This is a genomic window from Paenibacillus sp. PvP094 (genome assembly GCF_040546835.1).
GTDB classification, from domain to species: Bacteria; Bacillota; Bacilli; order Paenibacillales; family Paenibacillaceae; genus Paenibacillus; species Paenibacillus illinoisensis.
Window position 1 is genome coordinate 2,767,268 of the sequence record NZ_JBEPOM010000001.1, and the last position, 22,945, is coordinate 2,790,212.

The 22,945-nt window shown below is 45.4% G+C and carries 12 protein-coding genes; 11 read left to right on the forward strand and 1 reads right to left on the reverse strand.

Translation table 11 applies throughout. The features are described from left to right. Positions 1 to 109 precede the first annotated feature (109 nt). From uvrA to galU, 7 genes are all read left to right on the forward strand, one after another. On the forward strand, positions 110 to 2,968 hold the full coding sequence (uvrA, locus tag ABIC22_RS12665) for an excinuclease ABC subunit UvrA (protein WP_154894942.1): 2,859 nt from the start codon (positions 110 to 112) through the stop codon (positions 2,966 to 2,968). Between the two features lie 443 nt (positions 2,969 to 3,411). After that, entirely contained in the window at positions 3,412 to 3,621 is a 210-nt protein-coding gene (locus ABIC22_RS12670) for a DUF2759 family protein (protein ID WP_095291462.1), read from the forward strand. Between the two features lie 260 nt (positions 3,622 to 3,881). Then, entirely contained in the window at positions 3,882 to 5,048 is a 1,167-nt protein-coding gene (locus ABIC22_RS12675; RefSeq protein WP_354481214.1) for a S1C family serine protease, read from the forward strand. A 42-nt stretch (positions 5,049 to 5,090) separates the two neighbouring features. Continuing rightward, positions 5,091 to 6,989: a stalk domain-containing protein gene (locus ABIC22_RS12680; protein WP_354481217.1), complete on the forward strand. Its 1,899-nt coding sequence runs from the start codon at positions 5,091 to 5,093 to the stop codon at positions 6,987 to 6,989. Between the two features lie 491 nt (positions 6,990 to 7,480). Further along, a complete protein-coding gene (locus ABIC22_RS12685; RefSeq protein ID WP_354481220.1) occupies positions 7,481 to 9,994 on the forward strand; it encodes a U32 family peptidase in 2,514 nt (837 codons plus the stop codon). Positions 9,995 to 10,166: 172 nt separating this feature from the next. Next, positions 10,167 to 13,952: a DEAD/DEAH box helicase gene (locus ABIC22_RS12690; protein ID WP_354481223.1), complete on the forward strand. Its 3,786-nt coding sequence runs from the start codon at positions 10,167 to 10,169 to the stop codon at positions 13,950 to 13,952. 78 nt (positions 13,953 to 14,030) lie between these two features. Next, complete coding sequence (gene galU, locus ABIC22_RS12695; RefSeq protein ID WP_354485953.1) at positions 14,031 to 14,909, forward strand: UTP--glucose-1-phosphate uridylyltransferase GalU; 879 nt, start codon at positions 14,031 to 14,033, stop codon at positions 14,907 to 14,909. A gap of 100 nt (positions 14,910 to 15,009) precedes the next feature. Here galU and ABIC22_RS12700 read toward each other — a convergent pair whose 3' ends face one another. Then, positions 15,010 to 17,475, reverse strand: coding sequence for an O-antigen ligase family protein (locus ABIC22_RS12700; RefSeq protein WP_483312544.1), 2,466 nt, complete (start codon positions 17,473 to 17,475; stop codon positions 15,010 to 15,012). A gap of 108 nt (positions 17,476 to 17,583) precedes the next feature. Between ABIC22_RS12700 and ABIC22_RS12705 the strand changes: the two genes are divergently transcribed. Genes ABIC22_RS12705 through ABIC22_RS12720 form a run of 4 tightly spaced genes read left to right on the forward strand, consistent with a single transcriptional unit; the run spans position 17,584 to position 22,844 of the window. Continuing rightward, positions 17,584 to 18,381, forward strand: a complete 798-nt coding sequence (locus tag ABIC22_RS12705; RefSeq protein WP_354481229.1) for an ABC transporter permease — start codon at positions 17,584 to 17,586, stop codon at positions 18,379 to 18,381. Then, positions 18,371 to 19,618, forward strand: coding sequence for an ABC transporter ATP-binding protein (locus tag ABIC22_RS12710; RefSeq protein WP_354481232.1), 1,248 nt, complete (start codon positions 18,371 to 18,373; stop codon positions 19,616 to 19,618). Before ABIC22_RS12705 ends, ABIC22_RS12710 begins: the two co-directional genes overlap by 11 nt. Before the next feature lie 2 nt (positions 19,619 to 19,620). Beyond that, complete coding sequence (locus ABIC22_RS12715) at positions 19,621 to 21,045, forward strand: class I SAM-dependent methyltransferase (protein WP_354481235.1); 1,425 nt, start codon at positions 19,621 to 19,623, stop codon at positions 21,043 to 21,045. Between the two features lie 14 nt (positions 21,046 to 21,059). Further along, a complete protein-coding gene (locus ABIC22_RS12720) occupies positions 21,060 to 22,844 on the forward strand; it encodes a glycosyltransferase family 2 protein (protein WP_354481238.1) in 1,785 nt (594 codons plus the stop codon). Positions 22,845 to 22,945 lie beyond the last annotated feature (101 nt).

Here is a 22,945-nt window from a genome sequence, read left to right on the forward strand (position 1 = left end):
CACCCTATGGGGCCCTCCCTTGGAAGGGAGGGTTTGGGTGGGATCGAAACGCTTGAAATGCCTTAAAAAAGGTTGGATAAGATCACAACATTGAGAGGATGGATAACCATTGGCGAGCGAGAACATTGTCATTAAAGGTGCGCGAGCGCACAACCTAAAGAACATTGATATTACCATCCCGCGTGACCGTTTTGTCGTACTGACCGGTCTGAGTGGCTCAGGCAAGTCCTCGCTGGCTTTTGATACGATTTATGCCGAAGGACAGCGGCGTTACGTGGAATCATTATCTGCTTACGCACGTCAGTTTCTCGGACAGATGGAAAAACCGGATGTCGACTCGATCGAGGGCCTGTCACCGGCCATTTCCATCGATCAAAAAACAACAAGCCGCAACCCGCGTTCCACGGTAGGAACGGTTACAGAGATCTATGACTACCTGCGTTTGCTGTTTGCACGTGTGGGACATCCTCACTGTCCGGATCATGGTGTGGAGATCACATCCCAGACCGTAGAGCAGATGGTAGACCGCGTAATGCAGTACCCGGAACGTACCCGGTTGCAGATCTTGGCACCGATTATCTCCGGCCGTAAGGGCGAGCACAAAAGTGTATTTGCCGATGTATCCAAGCAAGGCTTCGTCCGTGTGCGGGTGAACGGAGAACTGCGTGATTTGTCTGAAGATATTCAGTTGGAGAAAAATAAAAAGCATACCATTGAAGTGGTCGTCGACCGGATTGTAGTCAAGGAAGATGTACAAGCCCGTCTGGCTGATTCCATTGAAACGGCACTGAATCTGTCCGGAGGACAGCTGCTGGTTGATATTATGGGTGAAGAAGAACTGCGCTTCAGTTCCAATTTTGCCTGCCCGGTGTGCGGGTTCAGTATTGAGGAGCTGGCGCCACGGATGTTTTCCTTCAACAGTCCGTTCGGAGCTTGCCCTGATTGTGATGGACTCGGCGTGAAAATGATCGTAGACCCGGATCTGCTCGTTCCGGATCGCAGCAAAACGATTGAAGAAGGTGCGTTTGACGCCTGGACAGGTGGTACGTCCACATACTATCCTCAGTTCCTGAAATCGGTATGCGAGCACTTTAAAATTCCACAGGACGTGCCTGTAGAGGATCTGCCAGCGGATCAGATGAACAAGCTGTTGAATGGTACAGGTTCGGAGAAGGTTCGTTTCCGTTACGAGAATGATTTTGGGCAGCGCAAGGAAGCCATGGTGACTTTTGAAGGAATCGTCAACAACCTGGAACGCCGCTATCGTGAGACGGCATCTGAGGGGATCCGCGAGTTTATCGAAGGTTACATGAGTGCGAAGCCTTGTGGTACCTGCAAAGGAAACCGATTGAAACGGGAAAGCTTAGCTGTTACCATCAACGACCACAACATGGCATATGTGACCGGCCTGTCCATCGGGGAAGCAGGACGTTTCTTCGAATCTCTGCAGCTTAGCGAGAAGGAACAAGCCATTGCCAAACTGATCCTAAAGGAGATTAACAGCCGTCTTGGCTTCCTGGTCAACGTCGGTCTGGATTATTTGACCCTGAGCCGTGCTGCCGGAACATTGTCCGGTGGTGAAGCGCAGCGGATTCGTCTCGCTACCCAGATTGGTTCCAGTCTGATGGGCGTGCTGTACATTCTCGATGAGCCGAGTATCGGTCTGCATCAACGGGATAATGATCGTCTGATCTCCACACTTGCTCACATGCGGGATATCGGTAACACGCTGATTGTCGTAGAGCATGATGAAGACACGATGCTGGCAGCCGACTACATTATCGACATCGGCCCAGGCGCAGGTATTCATGGCGGTACCGTCATGTCACAGGGTACACCGGAAGAGATCATGAATGACGAGAACTCTCTGACGGGGCAGTACCTTAGCGGGCGTAAGTTTATTCCTGTACGGACGGAACGCCGCAGCGTAGGAGATCGCTGGCTGGAAGTGCGCGGTGCGAAGGAAAATAACCTGAAGAACCTGAATGTGAAAATTCCGGTTGGTGTATTCACCGCAGTCACAGGGGTATCCGGATCAGGTAAATCGACACTGATTAACGAAATTTTGTACAAAACGCTCGCACGGGATCTGAACCGTGCACGTGTGCGCCCTGGACAGCACAAAGAGATCCGGGGTCTGGAACATATTGATAAAGTCATCGATATCGACCAGTCGCCAATCGGACGTACACCGCGTTCCAACCCGGCTACGTACACCGGTGTCTTTGATGATATCCGTGATCTGTTTGCACAGACGAATGAAGCGAAAGTTCGTGGTTACAAAAAGGGCCGCTTCAGCTTCAATATCAAGGGCGGACGCTGTGAAGCTTGCCGCGGGGATGGAATTATCAAGATCGAGATGCACTTCCTGCCCGATGTCTACGTCCCTTGCGAAGTCTGCAAAGGGAAACGGTACAACCGGGAAACCCTTGAAGTTAAATATAAAAACAAAAATATTGCGGATGTACTCGAAATGACAGTCGAAGATGCTACACAATTTTTCGAGAACATTCCGAAGATTCATCGCAAAATGCAGACATTGCTTGATGTAGGTCTGGGCTATATTAACCTTGGACAACCTGCAACGACCTTGTCTGGTGGTGAAGCACAGCGTGTGAAGCTTGCTTCCGAGCTGTATCGTCGCAGTACAGGTAAAACAATCTACATTCTGGACGAGCCTACAACAGGTCTGCATGTCGATGATATTGATCGTCTGCTTAATGTACTCCACCGTCTGGTGGATTCCGGTGAATCGGTACTTGTGATCGAGCATAATCTCGACGTCATCAAAACCGCTGATTATATCGTGGATCTAGGTCCTGAAGGTGGTAGTGGCGGCGGAACGATTGTGGCGACAGGGACACCAGAGGACATTATTAAGGTGGAAGCTTCGTATACAGGCAGGTACCTCAAACCGGTATTGGAACGCGACACGGAACGAAGCAAGACGCTGCAATTGACGGAGTAGGTAGCACATTATAGTTCGTTGAAATCAAATGAAACATGAGTGACCATTCACCCTACTTGAATCAAGTACCATTTACTTGTCTCTGTCCTGGCTTCAAGCTGGGTCGAAAACGTAAATTGTTGACTAGCTAAGTGGGGTGGATATATCTCTATAATCAATAACCCTTCTTTTGATGAAGGGCGAGGTATTTATTTTCCGATGAGTGCCTTGCTCCATTCAAAGAGGGGTTATTCCTTTTTCACTGAAGTTAGCATAATAGTTATTTCATTGAAAGTGTTTACATATGAGGTAGGGCAGGCATTACAGCAATCCGAGTTCGAACTGGATTTTTTTCATTTTTCTGGATGATAGGGCTTGCATTACTAGCAGGGGACAGATAACATAGAGGAAGATATTAGGGTATGCGTTAGCTGTTCAACTATGGTGAGGGGGTCTGTCTATCCATGCTGTTTGCAGAAGCTGCCACGGCGAGTACATCCAATTTTAATGCATTTGATATTTTTGTCATTCTGTTTACAATCATTATTTTTATTGGTGTGGTTCGTCTTCTTCGAGCACCGAAGAAGAATCTGTTTGCGATTGGATTTGCAGTAGTTAGTCTGCTTGTCTTCCTAATGACGGACTATGCAATGATTAAGAACTGGTTTAGTTAGGGTGTTCAGAAAATAGCAAACGGAATCAGACAAAACACTTTCCTGGGTAATGGTGGAGGGTGTTTTTTTTGTGTGCTGGTGGGCATGTGTGAAGCAATGTTTTTACGAGTAAAAGTAGGACTGAAAACATTTGTACAGGAAGAATATGTATGTTAAATTGGAGGATACCGGTATAGCAGATGATAGAGACAAGAAATCCATAGAGTTGGATGCTAGGATGTCGCATAACGGAGGATATATGGAGAGGGTTAGGTGAAAAGATGAGATCGTTGGGGAAAAAATGCATGGCGGTGTGTATGGCTGCTGTACTCGGGGTGAGTGTTGCGTCCTCGGCTGGAGCAGCAGAATCGTCAGCTGGCATGAAGGCCAAAGTCGTGGACGGACAAGTGTATGTCAGTGCAGCTGATTTGGTCAAGTCCATCGGTGGGAATGGCCAGTATGATGCAAAAACGGGAACCTATCAGTACAAGGGGAATGAAGCCATTCCTAAAGTAATCGAGAAGGTGTCACCATCTGTTGTTGGTATCATTGGCAAAGCGGATGCAGGGCAGGAAGGGGTCACGACAGACCGCTATAACCTGGCTCATGGGACCGGCGTGATTATACGCTCCAATGGCTGGATTGTGACCAACGCACATGTAGTGGATGGATTAAGCAACGCCTTGGTTGTGACGACCGATGGTAATACATATAAAATTACGAAAACATATAGCGATCCACTGAGTGATCTGGCGCTGATCAAAATCAATGCCAAATCGCTTAAACCGGCGACGTTCGCCAAAGCTTCCCAAACTTCAGTTGGCGAGACGGTTGTCGCTATTGGTACACCTATCTCCTTCTCCCTGCGAAATTCGGCAACCGTGGGTGTCATTAGTGGCCTGAATCGCGGAGTGGAGGCAACCTATCGTTTGATTCAGACGGATACAGCCATTAACCCGGGGAATAGCGGGGGACCTCTCGTTAACCTCAAGGGGGAGGTTGTGGGCATTAATTCCATGAAGTTTTCAGCGGTGGGTGTCGAGAATATGGGATTTTCGATTCCTGTCGATACCGTTGAATATATTATCAATCAGTTTTTTGAATACGGCAAAATCAAACGGGCAAGCCTCGGTCTGCAGCTCGAAGAGAGTTGGTCTGCGATTGTGGGTCTGCCTACGGACGATCCGCTCACAATCACGGGTGTGCTGTCCAGTGAAGCGAAGAAAGCCAAGATCCAGGAAGGAGACGTGTTATACAGCGTAGCAGGTACGCGTGTCTCTTCCGTTGTGGATATTAATGAGCTGCTCAAGAAATATGTACCCGGGCAAAAAGTGAAACTGCTGATGCAAACCGATGGTGATATCGTCACACGTACTTTGGTGCTTGCGGATCGTGCAGATATCCAAGATGAGGATGTAGAGCTGTTTCCGGTAGATGAAGAACAATAAAGCCCGGTGAACGACCCGGATCAGAGAGGACGATGGAACGGAATGAAGAAGTCATTTTTACGTGTGCTGAGCACAGGGGTGTTAACCGGGATGCTGACCATGGGTGCTGTAATGCCTGTATGGGCAGCTGAATATACGACCAACGAGCTGCGTATCCAAGCGGGAAGCACGAGCGCCTACATCAACGGCAGCAAGCAAGCGATCGCCAAACCGTATAAGGTTAAAGGTGTGACGATGGTGCCTGTCGGTGTGTTTAAGAAGGCGTTTGGCAGCGAAATTCGGCTCGAGAATAATGATGTCGTCAAAGTGAAGGAAGGTCCGCATACGGTCACGTTAACGATTGGCAGCTCTATTGCCTGGGTGGATGGGGTCAAAAAGGAAATGGGTGCCGCTCCCAAAATGGTGAATGGCGTGCTTATGGTTCCGCTTCGTCCGGTAGCTGCCGGCATTGGAGCGACGCTCGCTCCAAGCAGTTCCGGGGAAGTGGTCATTCGATTACTGCAAACAGAGGATTCCGTGGAAGAGGATGAGGGCGGTATCGATCTCGACGCAGGCAAAACAAGAATCGGCAACAGCTTTTACGGCTGGTCCATTAATTACCCGGCAGACCTGATGGTTTTGCAAACGGGTGAACAGGAGCGGATGATGACGTTTGGCTCGGCAGACAGCAGCTATTATCTTGAGGTGTATGTTAGCGACCAGGATGTAGCTCTGGATTCGGATGACATGCTGCAGCAGCTGGTGCAGGAGGCCAAGCAATCGGGGGATACGGTGCTGGACCGGGAATCCGTTGCCAAAGGCAAAACGCCTTATGCCCGGATCGTAGTTAAAGATATGGACGGCATGTTATGGGAGATGCGCCAGTACATTAATAATGGGCGTCAATATGACGTTTACCTGGCGGATTACGATGCGATGAACTACAAGGATCTGAACAAACGTGCCGCGTTCCTCAACTCATTCCAGCCTACCTACGTGCAATCGGATCGGACCATTAAGGATCTGTCCACCGTCGATAATGGCATGCGTTCCGCATGGAATGACGATTACGGCATCGAACTGAATGTCCCGGCAGGTTGGTCCATGGATAATACACAGATGACTTATGAGTCCAAGGATGGCGCGTTTTTGCAAATGCGCGTAACCTCAGCGCCAGCCGGGGCAACCGTAAAAGACTGGAGCAGTCAACTGGACAAATGGATGCGAGAAACGTTCACACCTGAAAGTTACGAACCGATTCGTTCGTATACCATTGACGTTTCCGGCGAAACGGCGGAGGTCAATGAGTTCCGTTATAACTTCGGTGACGGATGGCAGACCGAGTTCGATGTACTTTTGCAGAAGAACGGTTATCGGTATTATGCCGAATACACATTCCCTGAGGAGCAGACTCAGGATCGGGAATGGTTTGAGCGGGTGATGAATAGTGTTGTGATTGATTTTGACACCGTATCCGATAACTTTGGACAACTGGATGAAGATCCGTATTTGACGGATAAAACGAAGACTTTAACACGTACGTCCAAACGGTACCATTATAGCGTCGACATTCCGCGTTACTGGACGGCGTATAACGACCGATTCGAATATTCTCCCGTTGTCTATACGTTCACAGGTGGCCAGTTCTCGATTGGCGTGAACGAGGATCAATCGGTCGAAATGACGGTCAGCCAGCTAAGAGAAGCTTATGAGGAAGCCGCGAAAACGCGGAAAAACTTCAAGCTGCTGAACAGTGGGGAGACGACCATTGCTGGTGTTCTGGCGTTCTCCTTCACGTATCATGAACTGGACAATGGCGTACCGTATACCGGGCAGCAGATCGTCTTTGAACAGAATGGAATGACGTATACGATTACGACGGGACTAAATGATGCCAACAAAACGGATGTGCAGACCGCAGCGCTGGAAAAAGCCGTGAAATCATTTACTTTTACAAAATAATGAAGTTTATGCCGGAGGGTCAGAGACCTTCCGGTTTTTATATTTCAAATCAAATGAATCCAATATTACACGGAACGAAGAGTGCAGAACCAATCTGAAGAAGCGGAGCGTTCGCCTTTATCACGGAATTTTCCCCTTTAATAAAGGGAATCAAAAAAATCCGGGGATAACAGCGATCGGAAGATGGTACTGCAATCGGAGTGGTAAAGTGTAAAATTATAAGTCAGCAGATGGAAATGAAAATGGTAAACGGTTTTTTCAGGAAAGCGTAGAAGAGTGAGTGCAGAAGTGGTACAATATCTTAGTTCAGGAGTTATGACTGCTGATCTGATAAATAAAGATGACTGTAGGCTTGGGAATCAGGCAATACAGACATAATGTATAGATATAGCGATACAGTGACAATGCAGGCGTACGGGATGAAGGTACAGGCTAATGTATGAGGTAACAGGGATGAAATCCGGCGGAGGCCGGTTATGGGGAGGATCTACATGAAAACAGCAACATTACGAAGAGAAGACGTCGAGCTTCTGGCACCTGCAGGTGACTGGGATTGTATGCGTTCGGCGGTGGCCAATGGCGCGGATGCGATTTTCTTCGGAGTCGAAAAGTTTAATGCTCGGGCACGCGCGAACAATTTCCGCATGGAAGAGCTGCCGGAGATTATGGCGTTTTTGCACAGTTATGGCGTAAAAGGGTTCTTGACCTTTAATATATTGATTTTTGAAAATGAATTGACGGATGCCAAGGGACTGATCGACGCATGTGTCGATGCTGGCGTGGACGCCGTGATCGTACAGGATCTGGGCTTGGTGAAACTGATTCGCGAGATCTCACCGGATTTCCCGATTCACGGTTCCACTCAAATGACGATTACATCACCGGAAGCGGTTGAGTTTACGAAGCCGTTTGATATGGAGCGTGTCGTTCTTGGACGGGAAAACAATCTGAAGCAGATTCAGAAGATTGGTGAACAGGCGAAACTTCCAATGGAAGTATTCGTGCATGGTGCACTGTGTGTATCGTATTCAGGACAATGTCTGACCTCCGAGATGTGGGGTGGACGTTCTGCCAACCGCGGTGAATGTGCACAGGCTTGTCGTTTGCCATATGACCTGATGATCGACGGAGAGCATAAGCCGATGGGTGATGTCGCATATCTGCTGTCTCCGAAGGATCTGGCTGCCATCGACCTGATGCCAGAACTGATCGAAGCAGGCGTAACTTCCTTCAAAATCGAAGGACGTCTCAAAACGCCTGAATACGTGGCGAACGTAGTCAGCAAATATCGCAAAGCGATCGACCGTTACTTCGATGGTGACAATACGCCACCAAGCAAGGAAGAAATCCGTGAGCTGCAGCAAAGCTTCTCCCGCGGTTTCACACATGGTTTCCTGGACGGGACGAATAACAAACAGCTGGTAGATGGTACATTCCCGAAAAGCCGTGGTGTCTACCTCGGACGTGTGGATCAAGTTCTTCGTGACGGTGTTGTGTTGAAGCTGGACGCACCTGTGAAGCGTGGAGACGGCATCGTGTTTGACGCTGGTGATCCAACGCAGAAGGAAGAAGGCGGACGGGTATACGATGTACGTCGTAAAGGCGTGAAAATCGAAGGCGAAGCCGGTGAAGGCTGGATCGTGGACATCGTGCCAGGTCGTAGTGACGTGGATCTGCGCCGCGTGAAGGTTGGCGACAAAGTGTGGAAAACGAATGACCCTGCGCTGGACAAACGTCTGCGTCAGAGCTTCGAGACTGAGAAGCCGTACCGTGTATTCCCGGTAAAAGTAAAAGTGATCGGCAGCCCAGGGCAGCCGCTTAGCACTTGGTGGACAGACGTGCAGAAGGGCACGACCGTCCGGATCGATTCCGAGATGGAACTGGACATTGCCCAGAAGCGTCCAATGACCTATGAATTGCTCGAGGAGCAATTCGGACGTCTGGGCGGCACCGTGTTCCAGCTGGAAGAGCTTGACGTCAACCTGCACGGTGACGTCATCATCCCGATGCGCGAGCTGAATAACATTCGCCGTCAGGCGGTGGAACAGCTCGCAGGCGAGCGCCCTAAACCGCCCGTCTACGTGAAACGGGCGGTAGAAGTTTACGGCGATGCGGTTAAACCGGCATCGCCAGTGGCTCGCGGTCAAGCGGAGCTGACCGCGCTCTGCCGCAGCCTGCCTCAAGTCGAGGCAGCGCTGGAAGCGGGTGTCGGCATGATCTACGCCGACTTCGAGTTTATCAAGCAGTTCCCGGCAGCCGTAGAAGCCGTACATGCCGCTGGCCGCAAGATTGCCTTGGCAACGCCGCGTATTCACATGCCTGGCGAGAACGGATACCACAACAACATCCTGCGTCTGAAGCCGGACGCTGTGCTGGTACGTAATACAGGTGCGCTGTACTTCTACCTGCGCCACCGGATGGAGAACCCGGATGCGGTTCATCCGGAACTGATTGGTGACTTCTCATTGAACATTGCCAACCATAAGGCTGTTGAACTGTTCCTGGAAGCAGGATGTGACTGGATTACGCCATCCTATGACCTGAACATTCAACAAATGGTTGATCTGCTTGGTAATTCCCGTACAAGCCAGACCGAAGTGGTTATTCATCAGCATCTGCCGATGTTCCATACAGAGCACTGTGTGTACTGTACGTTTATGAGTGAAGGAACGGATTACACGAACTGTGGACGCCCTTGTGAAGAACAGCGTGCATCCCTGCAAGACCGGATTGGCATGTCTCACCCGGTACGTGTGGATGAAGGCTGCCGTAATACCGTTTATAACGCAGTGGAACAGTCGGGTGCCGAGTACCTGACCAACTTCATGGACCTGGGTGTATCCCGTTACCGCGTAGAGTTCTTGGAAGAGACGCCGGAGCAGGTTATGGAGGTTATTGATCTGTACAACCGTGCACTTCGCGGCGAGATCAGTGGTACACAAGTGTGGAAAACATTGAAAGCAACCAACCAACTGGGCGTTACGCGTGGTCAATTGGTGAAATAAAAGGATCGTAGGCTGCAACTATTAGGACGGCAAGCATAATAGCAAGTAACAAGTTACAAGCATGAAGCAACCCCAAACTCTGCTTTACGGAGCTCTTGGGGTTTTTTCTGTAAAAGGGACAGGTGGATTGAGAGATATCATACCCGCCAGAACGCATAAGGAGGCGAAATACGTGGCGCCATTCACCATGATGGATATCAAATTGCTGTGCGGGGTCACGGCATTTAAACGAGGGGAAGCCTATAACCAGTCCGGTAGGGTGAGCAATCTGATTGTCAGTGACGATCAGCGTCATTATGAAGCCATGGTGCGTGGCACGGAACGCTATCAGGTGAAGGTGGATTTGGACGAAAAAGGGGAAGTTGAGGCAGGCTGCACTTGTCCAGGCGATGGCCGGTATTATGACTATTGCAAACATGTCGCTGCAGTTCTGCTGGCGATTCATGAATGGGGTGAGCAGCAGGAGCTTAACGCTGCCGGTACCGGTAGTTCTCAGGCAACATCCAAACCTTCTTCAGGGAATCCTTCTGGCTCCAGTATAGGCTCCGCTTCCAGAGTAGGTACGCTGGTGGAAGAGAAGGAGTGGGAGCGTCCCAACTCTTCTTCAACCTTAGACTCGGCTAGGAATGACAATCCTGAACGATACGAAGGTTCAAGTTCAAAACGGTATACGGAGTCCAGTACGAGTACAACATCGCATTCTTTTGCACAAAAGAATGGATCCTCGGCTTTCGGGCTTAATTCCGCTTCTGATGCGGATCATCAACCGGTTGCCCATTTTGCCCAGGCAGGCCGCCCAAGCTCAGCCCCAGGGTGGGGTCGTTCGGCAGATAAGCCTTCGTATCGCACAGCTGACCAGATTCTGTCCATCTTTGCCAAGGAACGCAGTCCCTTACATGCGGGTGAACGCAAATATACAGCACCTGTCACCCGCTCATCGCTGCGAGAAGAGCTTCAGGTTCAGTTTATATGCAAGCTCGTTCAGGTTCACAAAGGGGGAGCCAAGCTCGCGCTGGAGCTTAAGGTCGGAAGTAAGCGGCTATACGTGGTGCAAAAGGTGAAGCAATTCCTGAACTGCGTTGAAAAGGGCGAGCCAATGTCGTTTACCAAACTGTTTTTCTATGATCCTTCGATGCATTATTTCAGCCCTCAGGATCAGGAGATTCTATCCATGCTGATTCGTATGAGGCAGAGCGAGGAAGCGTATCGTGAATCCATCTCCGGTTATCTGGGTGCTTCGGATGGCCGGGATATATTGATTGCGCCGCTGGTGTGGAAACCGCTGCTGGAATTGCTGCTTCAGGCCGACAGCCGGATGGAAGGTACGGGACTCGCGAACGGACCGCTCACGTTGGGTGAAGGTGCACTGCCTCTGTTTTATCGAATTGCCCAGGGGGACAATGAGGGGTATCAGCTCGAGATCTCGGGTTTGCGCGAGTTGATTCTACTTCCGGCTTATGATGCTGCAGTGGTCGAAGGACAACTTCATATGCTGGAGCCGATGCAGATGCGCAGTCTGGAAGACTTGAGCAGAGCACTCACTTCGTATGGAATTAAGGAAAGCATCGATATTTCCTCTCAGCAAGTCGATGAGTTCGTACAGCATGTGGTGCCAGAACTGCGTACACTTGGACATCTGTCGATCGACTCTCAGGTACGTGAACGAATTGCTGAACCGGAGCTTGCACCGAAGCTCTATATTGATTTTTACCGGGAACGGATCACTGCGCGTCTGGAGTTTGATTATGGTGTAATGGTGATTAACCCGCTGGCGGAGTATCTGATTGATGAAGAAGAGAAAAAGGTTATTTTGGTGCGGGATCGTCATGCCGAGCGGAATCTGATCGAGCGACTGGATCGTTCCTTCCTGGAACGGGAAGGCAGCGTGTGGGCAAGTGAACGTGAAGATGCCATCTATGATGTAATGTATCATTTGGTGCCTGAATTGGAGCATCAGGTGGAGATCTATGTCCCGAATGCGGTGAAGGCCATGATGCAGTCCTATCCGACACCTCCGAAAGTCCGGGCAGATCTGGGGAAAGGGCTGGACTGGCTTGAGATTTCGTTTGAAATGGAAGGTGTGAACGAGCAAGAACTTCAGGAGATCATGCGCAGCATTGTGGAAAAGAAACCGTATTTTCGCTTGCGCAGCGGTGTCTTTCTTTCGCTTGAAAATGAAGGAGCAGACAGCTTCGCCCACATGGCGGATTCGCTGGGACTGGGAGCGGGCGATATCAAAGGCAGCCACATTCGGCTGCCAGCCGTTCGAGCGTTACAGCTTCCGGGCCGGGATGAGGTTTCCGGACATGTGAAATGGGGAGGTTCCCTGAAGCGTTTCCTGGATGATCTTCGTGATCCCGAGCGTATGGATTTTGCGCTGCCGAATGCGCTCGCTCCCGTGCTGCGGGATTATCAGGCCAGTGGCTACCAGTGGCTGCGTACACTTGCCTTTTATCGTTTTGGCGGGATCCTGGCAGATGATATGGGACTTGGCAAAACGTTGCAAAGTATCGCGTATATCACGGCTGAACTAAGTGAGAAACCAATATTAGACGGAGATGTTGGAAGAGAAGATCGTTACGGGAAAAATGGGATACTACGAGAGGGTGCTTCAGAGCCTGCTTATTCAGGGATTGATCCTGTAACCGGATTGCCATGGGATAAGGCGTCTCTGGTGGGGCTAGGGGGTAATTCCCATGCATCAGGAATATCCCAGGATGGCTTAACCATTCGAAGCCAAGCAACCCATCCCCCTGTGCTTGTCGTCGCACCTGCTTCGTTGACCTACAACTGGGCGAACGAATTTGCGCGCTTTGCCCCGCATTTACGCGTTCTTATCGCTGCAGGACAAAAGGAAGAGCGCGCCAACATGCTCGCGGACATGAATCAGGCGGATGTCATCGTAACGTCTTATCCATTGCTGCGTCGAGATCTGGACATGTATTTGGGAAGAACATTCCATACGCTTATCCTGGACGAGGCTCAGGCGATTAAAAATTCTTCCTCTCAGACGGCTCAGGCCGTCAAGCAGATTCAGGCCCCGCGGCGCTTTGCGCTCACAGGAACGCCTGTAGAGAACTCGCTGGATGAGCTTTGGTCCATCTTTGAAGCGATTTTCCCGGGTCTTTTCCCAAGCTATCGCAGATTCCGTGATCTGCCGCCTGAGCGCATTGCCCGGATGGTTCGTCCGTTCATTCTCCGCCGCCTGAAGAAGGACGTGCTGGAGGAATTGCCGGATCGTATTGAGACGGTACAGCGCTCCGAGCTGACGGTTGAGCAGAAGAAGCTGTATGCTGCCTACCTTTCTCAGCTTCAGGATGAGACATCCAAGGATATGGAAGAGAACGGTTTCCAGAAGAATCGGATCAAAATACTCGCAGGCATCACCCGCTTACGCCAGCTGTGCTGTCACCCTTCCCTGTTTGTTGAAGGCTATCAGGGAGACTCGGGCAAAATGGAGCAGCTGCTTGAAACAGTCCAGGATTGTCTCGCTGCAGGCAAACGTATTCTGATTTTCTCCCAGTTTGCAAGCATGCTGAACTTGATTCGGCAGACATTGACTGCGCAGGGTAGGGATCTGTTTTATCTCGATGGCCAGACACCGTCTCAGAGCCGTGTCGACATGTGCCGCAGATTCAACGAGGGGGAAGGCGAGCTGTTCCTGATCTCGATGAAAGCTGGCGGTACCGGACTGAACTTAACGGGTGCCGACACCGTCATTTTATATGATCTGTGGTGGAATCCCGCTGTGGAGGAACAGGCCATTGGGCGCGCCCATCGGATGGGGCAGAAGCAAGTCGTTCAGGTTATTCGTCTGATTACGGAAGGTACCATTGAAGAGAAGATTCTGGAACTGCAGCAGCGAAAGAAGGATCTTATTGCCGAAGTGATCGAACCGGGAGATGGGGGATCAACCACCTTATCTGAGCAGGATATTCGGGAGCTGTTGATGGTATAATGAAGTCCAATCATATTGGAGCGTGCCATCATTAAATATATTAAAATATGACTCTATCTAGCAAAGGAGTGGGTTCAGCTGCGAATCCGCAAAGCCATTATTCCGGCTGCCGGGCTTGGTACCCGGTTTCTGCCTGCAACCAAGGCCATGCCGAAGGAAATGCTGCCCATCGTCGACAAGCCGACAATTCAGTACATTATCGAAGAAGCAGTAGCTTCAGGTATAGAAGATATCATCATCGTTACAGGTAAAGGGAAGCGGGCCATCGAGGATCACTTTGACTATTCATTCGAGTTGGAACAGAATCTGGCGGGGAAAGAGAAGTGGGACTTGCTGAATGAGGTCCGCAAACCCTCAGAGATGGCAGATATTCACTATATCCGGCAAAAAGAACCGAAGGGCCTCGGCCATGCCATCTGGTGCGCTCGCAAGTTTATTGGGAACGAACCGTTCGCTGTCCTTCTCGGGGATGACATCGTGGAATCCAAGCAGCCTTGTTTGGGGCAGATGATGGAAGTCTATGACGCGCTGCAATCCCCTATTGTAGGGGTACAACCGGTCGACTGGAGCGAAGTATCCCGTTACGGAATCGTGGACGGAGAGGTCGTTTCTCCAACTGATGATCGTGTATTCCGTGCACGACGTTTAATCGAGAAACCGAAGATGGAAGATGCACCTTCGAACCTAGCCATCATGGGACGTTATATTCTTACACCCGATATTTTTGATATTCTTGGTCAGCAGTCTGCCGGTGTCGGAGGAGAGATCCAGTTAACGGATGCCTTGTCCCGCTTGAACGATCAGCGGCAGATCCTTGCCTATCATTTTGATGGTCTGCGTCATGACGTTGGAGAAAAGCTTGGCTTTATTGAGACGACCATTCATTTTGCGCTTCAGCGCCCGGATCTTAGGGATGATTTACTGAATTACTTGAAGAAGATCGTGTCATCGAATTAGCTTGCTTCTAAAGGATTAGAGAAAAAAAGGTTTGCCCATCTAGGGCAAACCTTTTTTAAGTGTGAAATATTATTAATAGAATCGTTAGGACACTTTTTTGTTAGAAGTTCAGTTCAGCAATTTGTTTAATTTCGTCGGCTTCATTAGGTGCTACAGCAATCAATTTATCATACACCGCTTGATCCTGTTGTCCGTCCTTAGTCAGAGCTGCGAGATACCAACGGGCAATTTCACGGTTGGTCGCATCGGACAGATCCTTTGCAATTCCACCTTTAAGAATCGTTACAGCTCCGGCAGAATCGTTTGACATGTATTTCATTTTTCCTGCATTCAGAATCATTGTTGGAGTGAGCTCGAATGGCTGTCCTTGAAGCTGTCCTTCAGGGAGAGTCTTCAGGTGTTCTACACCATCCACAACATGCTGGTAAGCATCCAGACCTGATGTGAAGTAGGATTCTTTCTTAGCTGTATCGCCTTGTCCAAGTGCCTGATATCCGAGATCAAACGAACGGCTAATTAGCGTCTCATGCCAATCCATATCCCAGATATAGTTGATAGCATACTCTTTTTGAAGAGCGTAAGCTTGGTCACTATCGCCCTTCAGTTCGTATAGATTCATGAGTTGCTTAACCATGCTCTTATTAAATGGCTCAGCTTTGAGACCGCTTTGGAGCAATCGTACAGAAGCTGTATAGAACTGATCGTCCTGGGTTTGCTGATAGCCCTGTTGATAAAGGGAAGAAAGCATCAGCAACGAATCTGTATGTGTGCTCCGGATAGACAGATCTTTATCGAGTGGAGCTTTGATCTCCTGGAAGTCCTGGCTAACTTGAGCTACTTCTTTTGCTTCGAAAGCATAATGGTTAGCTTGCAGGAAGCGAACAGATATAATGAGTAGGAGAATTACAGCTACTCCGGCAATCGCGCTGTAGATTCCACGTGCTGTGGAGTCACTGAGCTTTAATCGACGCAGCGGCTTAGGATCCATCGCAGCAGCCATTCCCCCGAGACCAAGGAAAACAAGAATTCCAATAAAGACATAACTCATATTGAAATCAAGAATACTCAGTACCAGAATGGACATGGACAGGATGAAGTACACAAAATGAGATTCGCGTTCTTCCTCACTCCTTTTGACATAGCTACGCACATATTGATAGAAAACAAAGAGTATAAATGCCATAAAAATAATAAATCCTACGATTCCAACCTCAACGAGGTACTGCATGAAGAAGTTGTGAGCTTGAGCGCTGACATAAGGATTGTTCTGATACTTTTCATACAAGGTGGTCCAAGCTCCACCCCCGGCACCTATGATTGGATAGTCCGCAAATAGTTTCGTGGCATCTTTATAAAACGTAATCCGTTCGAGTACACTGTGCTGTTGAAAATTGATGTTTTCAAGTCGTGTACTAATACTGTCCGGCAAAATGTTGCGCACACTCGTGCCGAGCAGAAGCATAGCAACAATGACTGTCAAAATAACAGACCCTAGTGGAATCCATAGACTGGAGCCCTTTCGAGCTGACCAGGATTGAAGTTTGTTCTCCAGTCGTGGTGCGATCCAACGCTGGGTAACCCAACATACGAGAGCCACGATTATGGATGCAGCAATTAAATACATCAAACCTTTAACTGCAAGAGAGTTGGTGAACTGTTGTTGCAATTCAAGTCCTGCTGTATTTATTGGATTCAACACAATCAGTGTACCAATTGCAGCTATTCCGCAATAGATAAACCACAGAATTTGCTTAGCAGGTTTCAACATCAATAGCAGAATAACAAATACAATTGGGAGCATAACAAGCCCGGTCCGAGAAAGTGTCAATAGTAGGGACAGAATGATCGGTACAAGCATGAAGCCATGTAGTATTTGGGTGTATACTTTTTTCGCGCGAATCATACTAAAAACGGTAATAAACAAGAAAGCCATCAAAAATGCGGCGTATGTATTAGGATACTGAAATACCGATGCAAGACGTGGGCCGTTTGAGTCGTTCCAGATGGTTTGATTATAGACACCATTCACCACGCCGGATGAGAACCACCCAACTAGCTTGCCCGCAAAACTAAAAGCACCCAACCAATTTAGCAATCCAAATCCGACAATTACATATGCAATTCCTATTAAGGAAGATTGTATGATATGATTGGTTTTGTTGTTTTTGAGCAGATACATAGTCATTACAAAGATCATGGCATAGATACATTGGATAAGGATCATGTTGACTGCCAAATATTTTGATGCTGCACTTATAAGTGACAAGACGTAGGTGAGTGGCAGTAATATCACCGCAATCTTAAGCCAATCTTGCTGTGTTTCTAGTTTCATGTGTTTAAAATAGGTAGCTACCCAAATAACGAATAGGAGGGTTGAAATTGCAACTGCCCAATAAATGGGGCCCTCGTATTGGAGCAATTGCCCATTAAATAACGCAACTTGGAAAGAGGACCAGAGTAAAAATAAGATGAGTCCTATGGTCAATGTCCATAGTAGTGGCGTAGTCGAGTGACTATTCGATTGTCTCGACGTCTTATTAGATTTCCCGTATACTGGATTCGACAAGGTATGATTCTCCTTTTCTTGTAGATACGACAATATTTTAGCATAAGTAATTATGTTGGAGCTACTATACTAACAATTCGGCCATAAGTAAGATATTCAGGAGGAAACATGAAACAGTCATTATTGCTATATAAGAATAATAAACACCTAATATTTCAATTGGTGAAAAGAGATATTCTCCAAAGATACAGGGGGTCCAATCTAGGTCTGCTTTGGTCATTTTTCACCCCTTTATTTATGTTGATTATTTACACTTATTTCTTTGGTTTTGTCTTCAATAATAAATGGGGAGGGGCATTGAGTGATAACAAGTATGAATTTGCATTGGTATTATTCTGTGGACTCCTTGTATTTAACTTTTTTTCGGAGATCATTACCAAATCTCCATCTCTCATGGTTGGTAATACAAATTTGGTGAAAAAGGTTGTTTTTCCTTTAGAGATCTTACCAATAGTGCTTACTGGTTCGGCCTTATTCCATATGTTTGTTAGCATTGTAATTCTATTTATTGGTGTTCTGATAGTTGGTACGGTGCATTGGACAATCATTTTTTTACCGTTAGTGATTTTTCCAGTTATATTGCTTTCGTTAGGATTTTCATGGTTTTTATCCTCTTTGGGGGTATTTATTCGTGACATTTCTCAATTTATTGGACTTGTTATGCAGGCGTTAATGTTTATGAGTCCAATCTTCTATCCGATTTCAGTGATCCCTGAGAAACTAAGGTTTATATACTATATAAACCCATTAACGTATGTTGTAGAGGATGTAAGAAGAGTAGTAATGTGGGGAGTTTTCCCTAACTGGGAATTCACTTTAATAGGATTTTTATTGAGTTTAATGGTCTATTTTCTTGGGTTTTCATGGTTTATAAAAACAAAAGGGGGATTTTCGGATGTCCTCTAACGATGCCATTCAAATTAATAATGTAAATAAATGTTTTCAGATGTATAACAAACCAGTTGATAGGTTGAAACAATTTTTTACTAGAAATAAAAATGATACTAGTAATCTGTTTTGGGCCTTAAGAGATATTTCTATCAATATTCCGAAAGGGAAAACGATAGGGATTATTGGTAAAAATGGTTCTGGTAAAAGTACTTTGTTGCAACTCATTGTGGGCACGATGCTTCCCACCAGCGGTGATGTCCATATTAATGGAAGAATTTCTGCTTTGCTTGAATTAGGAAGTGGGTTTAATCCGGAGTTTACAGGAAGAGAAAATATTTATCTAAACGGCGCTATTATGGGATTGAGCGAGGCTGAAGTTCATGAAAGAGTTCCTGAGATAGAAAAGTTTGCTGATATAGGAGAATTTATAGATCAGCCAGTTAAAACGTATTCTTCGGGGATGTTTGTTCGTTTAGCTTTTGCATGTGCTGTAAATGTGAATCCTGATATTTTAATTGTTGACGAGGCTTTATCGGTTGGAGATATGCAATTTCAACTCAAATGTATTGAAAAGATGAAGAGTTTTAGGGATCAAGGTAAAACAATACTATTTGTAAGTCACGACACATACTCTATACGGAATTTTTGTGATGAAGTTATATGGATTCGTGAAGGACAGGTTCATATGCGTGGTGATGTTAATGGAATTACGAGAGTTTACGAGGATTTCATGAAAAATCTTGTGGATGTTCCTCATAAGAAAGGGAGTAACGACTCGCGAGAGAAAAGTGATTTGCAAGAGAACAATGATTCGGATAGTAATTCACAAGGGAACACATTGACGATTACTAGTGCCAAATTCTTGAATAGAGGAAAAGTCGAGACAAGCAATTTCCATTTTAAAGATGAAATAACTGTTGAAGTTAGTTATACATTGTATAAAAAAATGGAGGATATTGTTGGCGGCGTTGCAATATTCGATAGAGAAAATAATTATATATGTGGATTAAACACAAAACTTGATAATTATCCATTACCTTCTGAACCAGGAGAATATAAACTGCTGATTAAGTATGACAAACTTGCTTTGTTGCCTGGAACTTATTATATAGATGTTGGTTTTTTTGAAAGTTCAGGTTTAATAAGACTTGATTATAAGGCAAGATATAGTTCTTTTTTAATGAATTCTTCGGAATATGTTGCAGAAGGAATTATATATTTTGAACATTCTTGGGCAATAAAGGAGCTATGAGAATGAATTACAATTTTTCTATAGATACTGCGACTGAGAATCCGCTCTCTATAATTGTTAATCATATTAAACCTGGCTCGAAAGTTTTCGAGTTTGGTCCCTCTAAAGGTTACATGACAGCTTACTTAAAAGAAGTGCTCAAATGCACAGTGTACTGTGTTGAGATAAATAGTGAGGCGGCTCAACAAGCTCAAGTGTACTGTGATCATATGATAGTTGGAGACCTAAATGACAGCTCTTGGTATGATCAATTGGCCGAGGATGATTTTGGAACTTTTGATTATTTGATCTATGCAGATGTACTAGAGCATCTTATAGATCCGGAAAAGGTTCTCAAAAATTCAGTTGAGCAGCTATTGAATGATAAGGGTGAAGTGTGCATTTCTATTCCTCATGTCGGACACACAGCTGTAATTTTAGAACTGTTAGATGGAAAGTTTGGGTACCGGGATACTGGACTGTTAGATCAAACTCATTTACGTTTCTTTACTAGAAGTAATCTAGAACTTCTTTTGAAAAATGTAGGTTTGCTTCCTTCGAAATGGAACATGGTCGTTATGCATCCGGAACAGACCGAGATGAAAAGAAGTTATGACGAAGTTCCTGAAGCTGTTAGAAACTATTTGGAAAATAAAATTGATGCCCATGTGTATCAATTTATAGTCTTTTCATCAAAGAGTGATAAAGAAGTAAAAGAAGTTTCTGAAAGATACTCTCCTCGTCATGCCCAATTCCTGCAATTATTTTGGGATATAGGAGATGGATTTAAGGAGACGCAGTCTTCGAGACACCCTATAAATGTTAAAGATAAATATTTCACTTACAAAATTGAATTCCAAGCTGAAAATCTTTGTTCATTAAGATTTGATCCAACTAATTTTCCTAGTTTTATACATCTGAAAAGAGTTGTTTTAAAAGGTATAACTGAAGGGAATAATGATCTAGTTCAATCAGGAAATTTAATTTCAACGATTCGTCCATACAACAAGGTAGAATTTTCTTGTGACGATCTCGGGGCTCACATACTAGCTTTAAATGAAGATCCGCAACTGTTAATTCCTGTTGATGATGTTTATATTGAACCATTTAAAAATTATATATTAGAAATAGAAATGGAAGTAACCTCAAAATTAGACAGTGGTCTAATTTTGAGGTTGTTAAAAAGCAACGAAGAATTATCCAGAAGAGAAGCAGTTTATTTAGATGCTATTCAGCGCAATAAAGAAATCTTGAACCGATTAAATGTAGTTGATGAGATGTTCTTATCATTGAGTGCAGACAAACAACAATTAGAAAATAAGTTGAATCAATTTCAGAAGGATTATGAACAAGAAATTATCGAAAAGGATAAGGTAATCTCGAATATATTATCATCATTTTCTTGGAGGATTACATCGCCATTGAGAAAATTTAGAAGAAGGAAGTAAAGGAGACAGTGAATTTGGAAAATTTGGACATCATCTTAGTGTCGTATAACTCTGAACGATGGATTGATAATTGTTTAAATAGTATACGTAATTCTAATTACCCACTCTCTAACATTTTTATCACTTTTGTAGATAATAATTCGACGGATCATACAAGAGAGAAAATCAAACAATACCAGAAAAAAGAATTGTTTGGTGGATATGAGCTTCATGAGTTGAAAAGTAACCTTGGGTTTGGAAAGGCGAATAATTTTGGTGTAAGACACACTCAACAAGATTATATTTTCTTTTTAAATATTGATACTGAAATTGATACTGATTGTATTAAAGAATTATTTGAGGCAATTAGTTTGAGCGATCCGAATGTAGCTCTGTGGGAGTCTAGACAATTTCCTTATGAACATCCCAAATTATATAATCCAGTTACTTTAGAAACCTCATGGGCGAGCGGTGCATGCTGCTTAGTTCGTAGAGAACTGTTTGAAGAGGTTGGAATGTTTGATGAGAAAATTTTTATGTATGGAGAAGACGTAGACTTAAGTTGGAGATTTCGTGCTCATGGATATATTTTAAAGTATGTGCCAAAGAGTGTAGTACACCATTATACTTATATGAGTGCTGGCGAGGTAAAACCGAATCAATTCTACAATAGTACGTATATTAATTTGATGTTGCGTTTTAAATTTGGCACGATGAGGGACATTATCAAAGGATACTTATTGTTTTTTTCTTTGTTTTTTGTACAAGGTCCTTCTGAAAAACACAAAAGTATCATTTTAAAAAAAATGTTCAATAGCCCAATGGAAGGTTTTCTCTTTAGGAAATGGAAACGGGTTAATATAAATAGAAATTTTATTCCGGACTTTAAAATATGGGACTATGAGCTTGTTCGTGACGGTGCATTCTATATTAATAAAGCACCCAACGTATTACCTTTGGTGTCCATATTAGTTAGAACATGTGGACGTCCGACTGTATTGAGAGAGACATTATTGAGTTTAAGTAATCAGACTTATAAAAATATTGAAATTGTAGTTGTTGAAGATGGGCCGGATATTTCAAGAAGAATGATTGAAACAGAATTTGGAGACTTGAACCTTGTTTACCAATCTACAGGGGAACATGTCGGTCGTTGTGAGGCTGGAAACATAGCTATGGCAACAGCAACAGGAGATTATTTCAATTTTCTGGATGATGATGACTTGTTCTACTCCGATCACGTTGAGGTTTTAGTCAGTCAGTTGTCAGAAAACTCTAACTATAAAGCTGCTTATTCTATTGCATTTGAGGTTCCCACAGAAACGATTAGTAGGGATCCATACAAGTATAAAGAGTTATTCCATAATGTCCAACATAAACAGCCTTTTAATCGACTGGTATTATTACACCATAACTATTTTCCTATTCAGACAGTGATGTTCAAGAGAGAATTGTTTGATCAAGAAGGTGGTTTTGATGCTGAACTGGAGGTTTTGGAAGATTGGGACTTGTGGCTGAAATACGCATTGAAGCACGAATTTTTATTTGTAGAAAAGCTCACTTCACTGTATCGAGTTCCGTCCGGTGCTATTCAAAGTTCGGAAAGGCAGCATTTATTTGATAAATATCTTTTAATTGTACGTGAAAAGCATTTTAATAAAAAGTTCGAAATTGATATTGAAACGGTTTATAGAGATACAGAATTTTTATTAAATAAACCACCTACAATTATTTATCAATTTAAAAAAATGGGGCTAAGAACATTCATGTTTAAATTGAAAAACAAGCTTTTCTACTGGGGTAAAAAAATTTTGAAATAAAGTAGTTAAACAAACTGCTTAGCCAATCTCATTATTTCTATGTCATTGGTACTATTGGTTGCTTTTATATCTTGAAAAAATAAGCATTGAAATTAAAGTGA

What these genes read in the sequence shown, in the direction of transcription:
- ABIC22_RS12685 (WP_354481220.1), top strand. Translation starts at nt 7,481, where the DNA reads ATGAAAACAGCAACATTACGAAGAGAAGACGTCGAGCTTCTGGCACCT.
- ABIC22_RS12675 (WP_354481214.1), top strand. Translation starts at nt 3,882, where the DNA reads ATGAGATCGTTGGGGAAAAAATGCATGGCGGTGTGTATGGCTGCTGTA.
- ABIC22_RS12715 (WP_354481235.1), top strand. Translation starts at nt 19,621, where the DNA reads ATGAATTACAATTTTTCTATAGATACTGCGACTGAGAATCCGCTCTCT.
- ABIC22_RS12710 (WP_354481232.1), top strand. Translation starts at nt 18,371, where the DNA reads ATGTCCTCTAACGATGCCATTCAAATTAATAATGTAAATAAATGTTTT.
- ABIC22_RS12705 (WP_354481229.1), top strand. Translation starts at nt 17,584, where the DNA reads ATGAAACAGTCATTATTGCTATATAAGAATAATAAACACCTAATATTT.
- ABIC22_RS12680 (WP_354481217.1), top strand. Translation starts at nt 5,091, where the DNA reads ATGAAGAAGTCATTTTTACGTGTGCTGAGCACAGGGGTGTTAACCGGG.
- ABIC22_RS12670 (WP_095291462.1), top strand. Translation starts at nt 3,412, where the DNA reads ATGCTGTTTGCAGAAGCTGCCACGGCGAGTACATCCAATTTTAATGCA.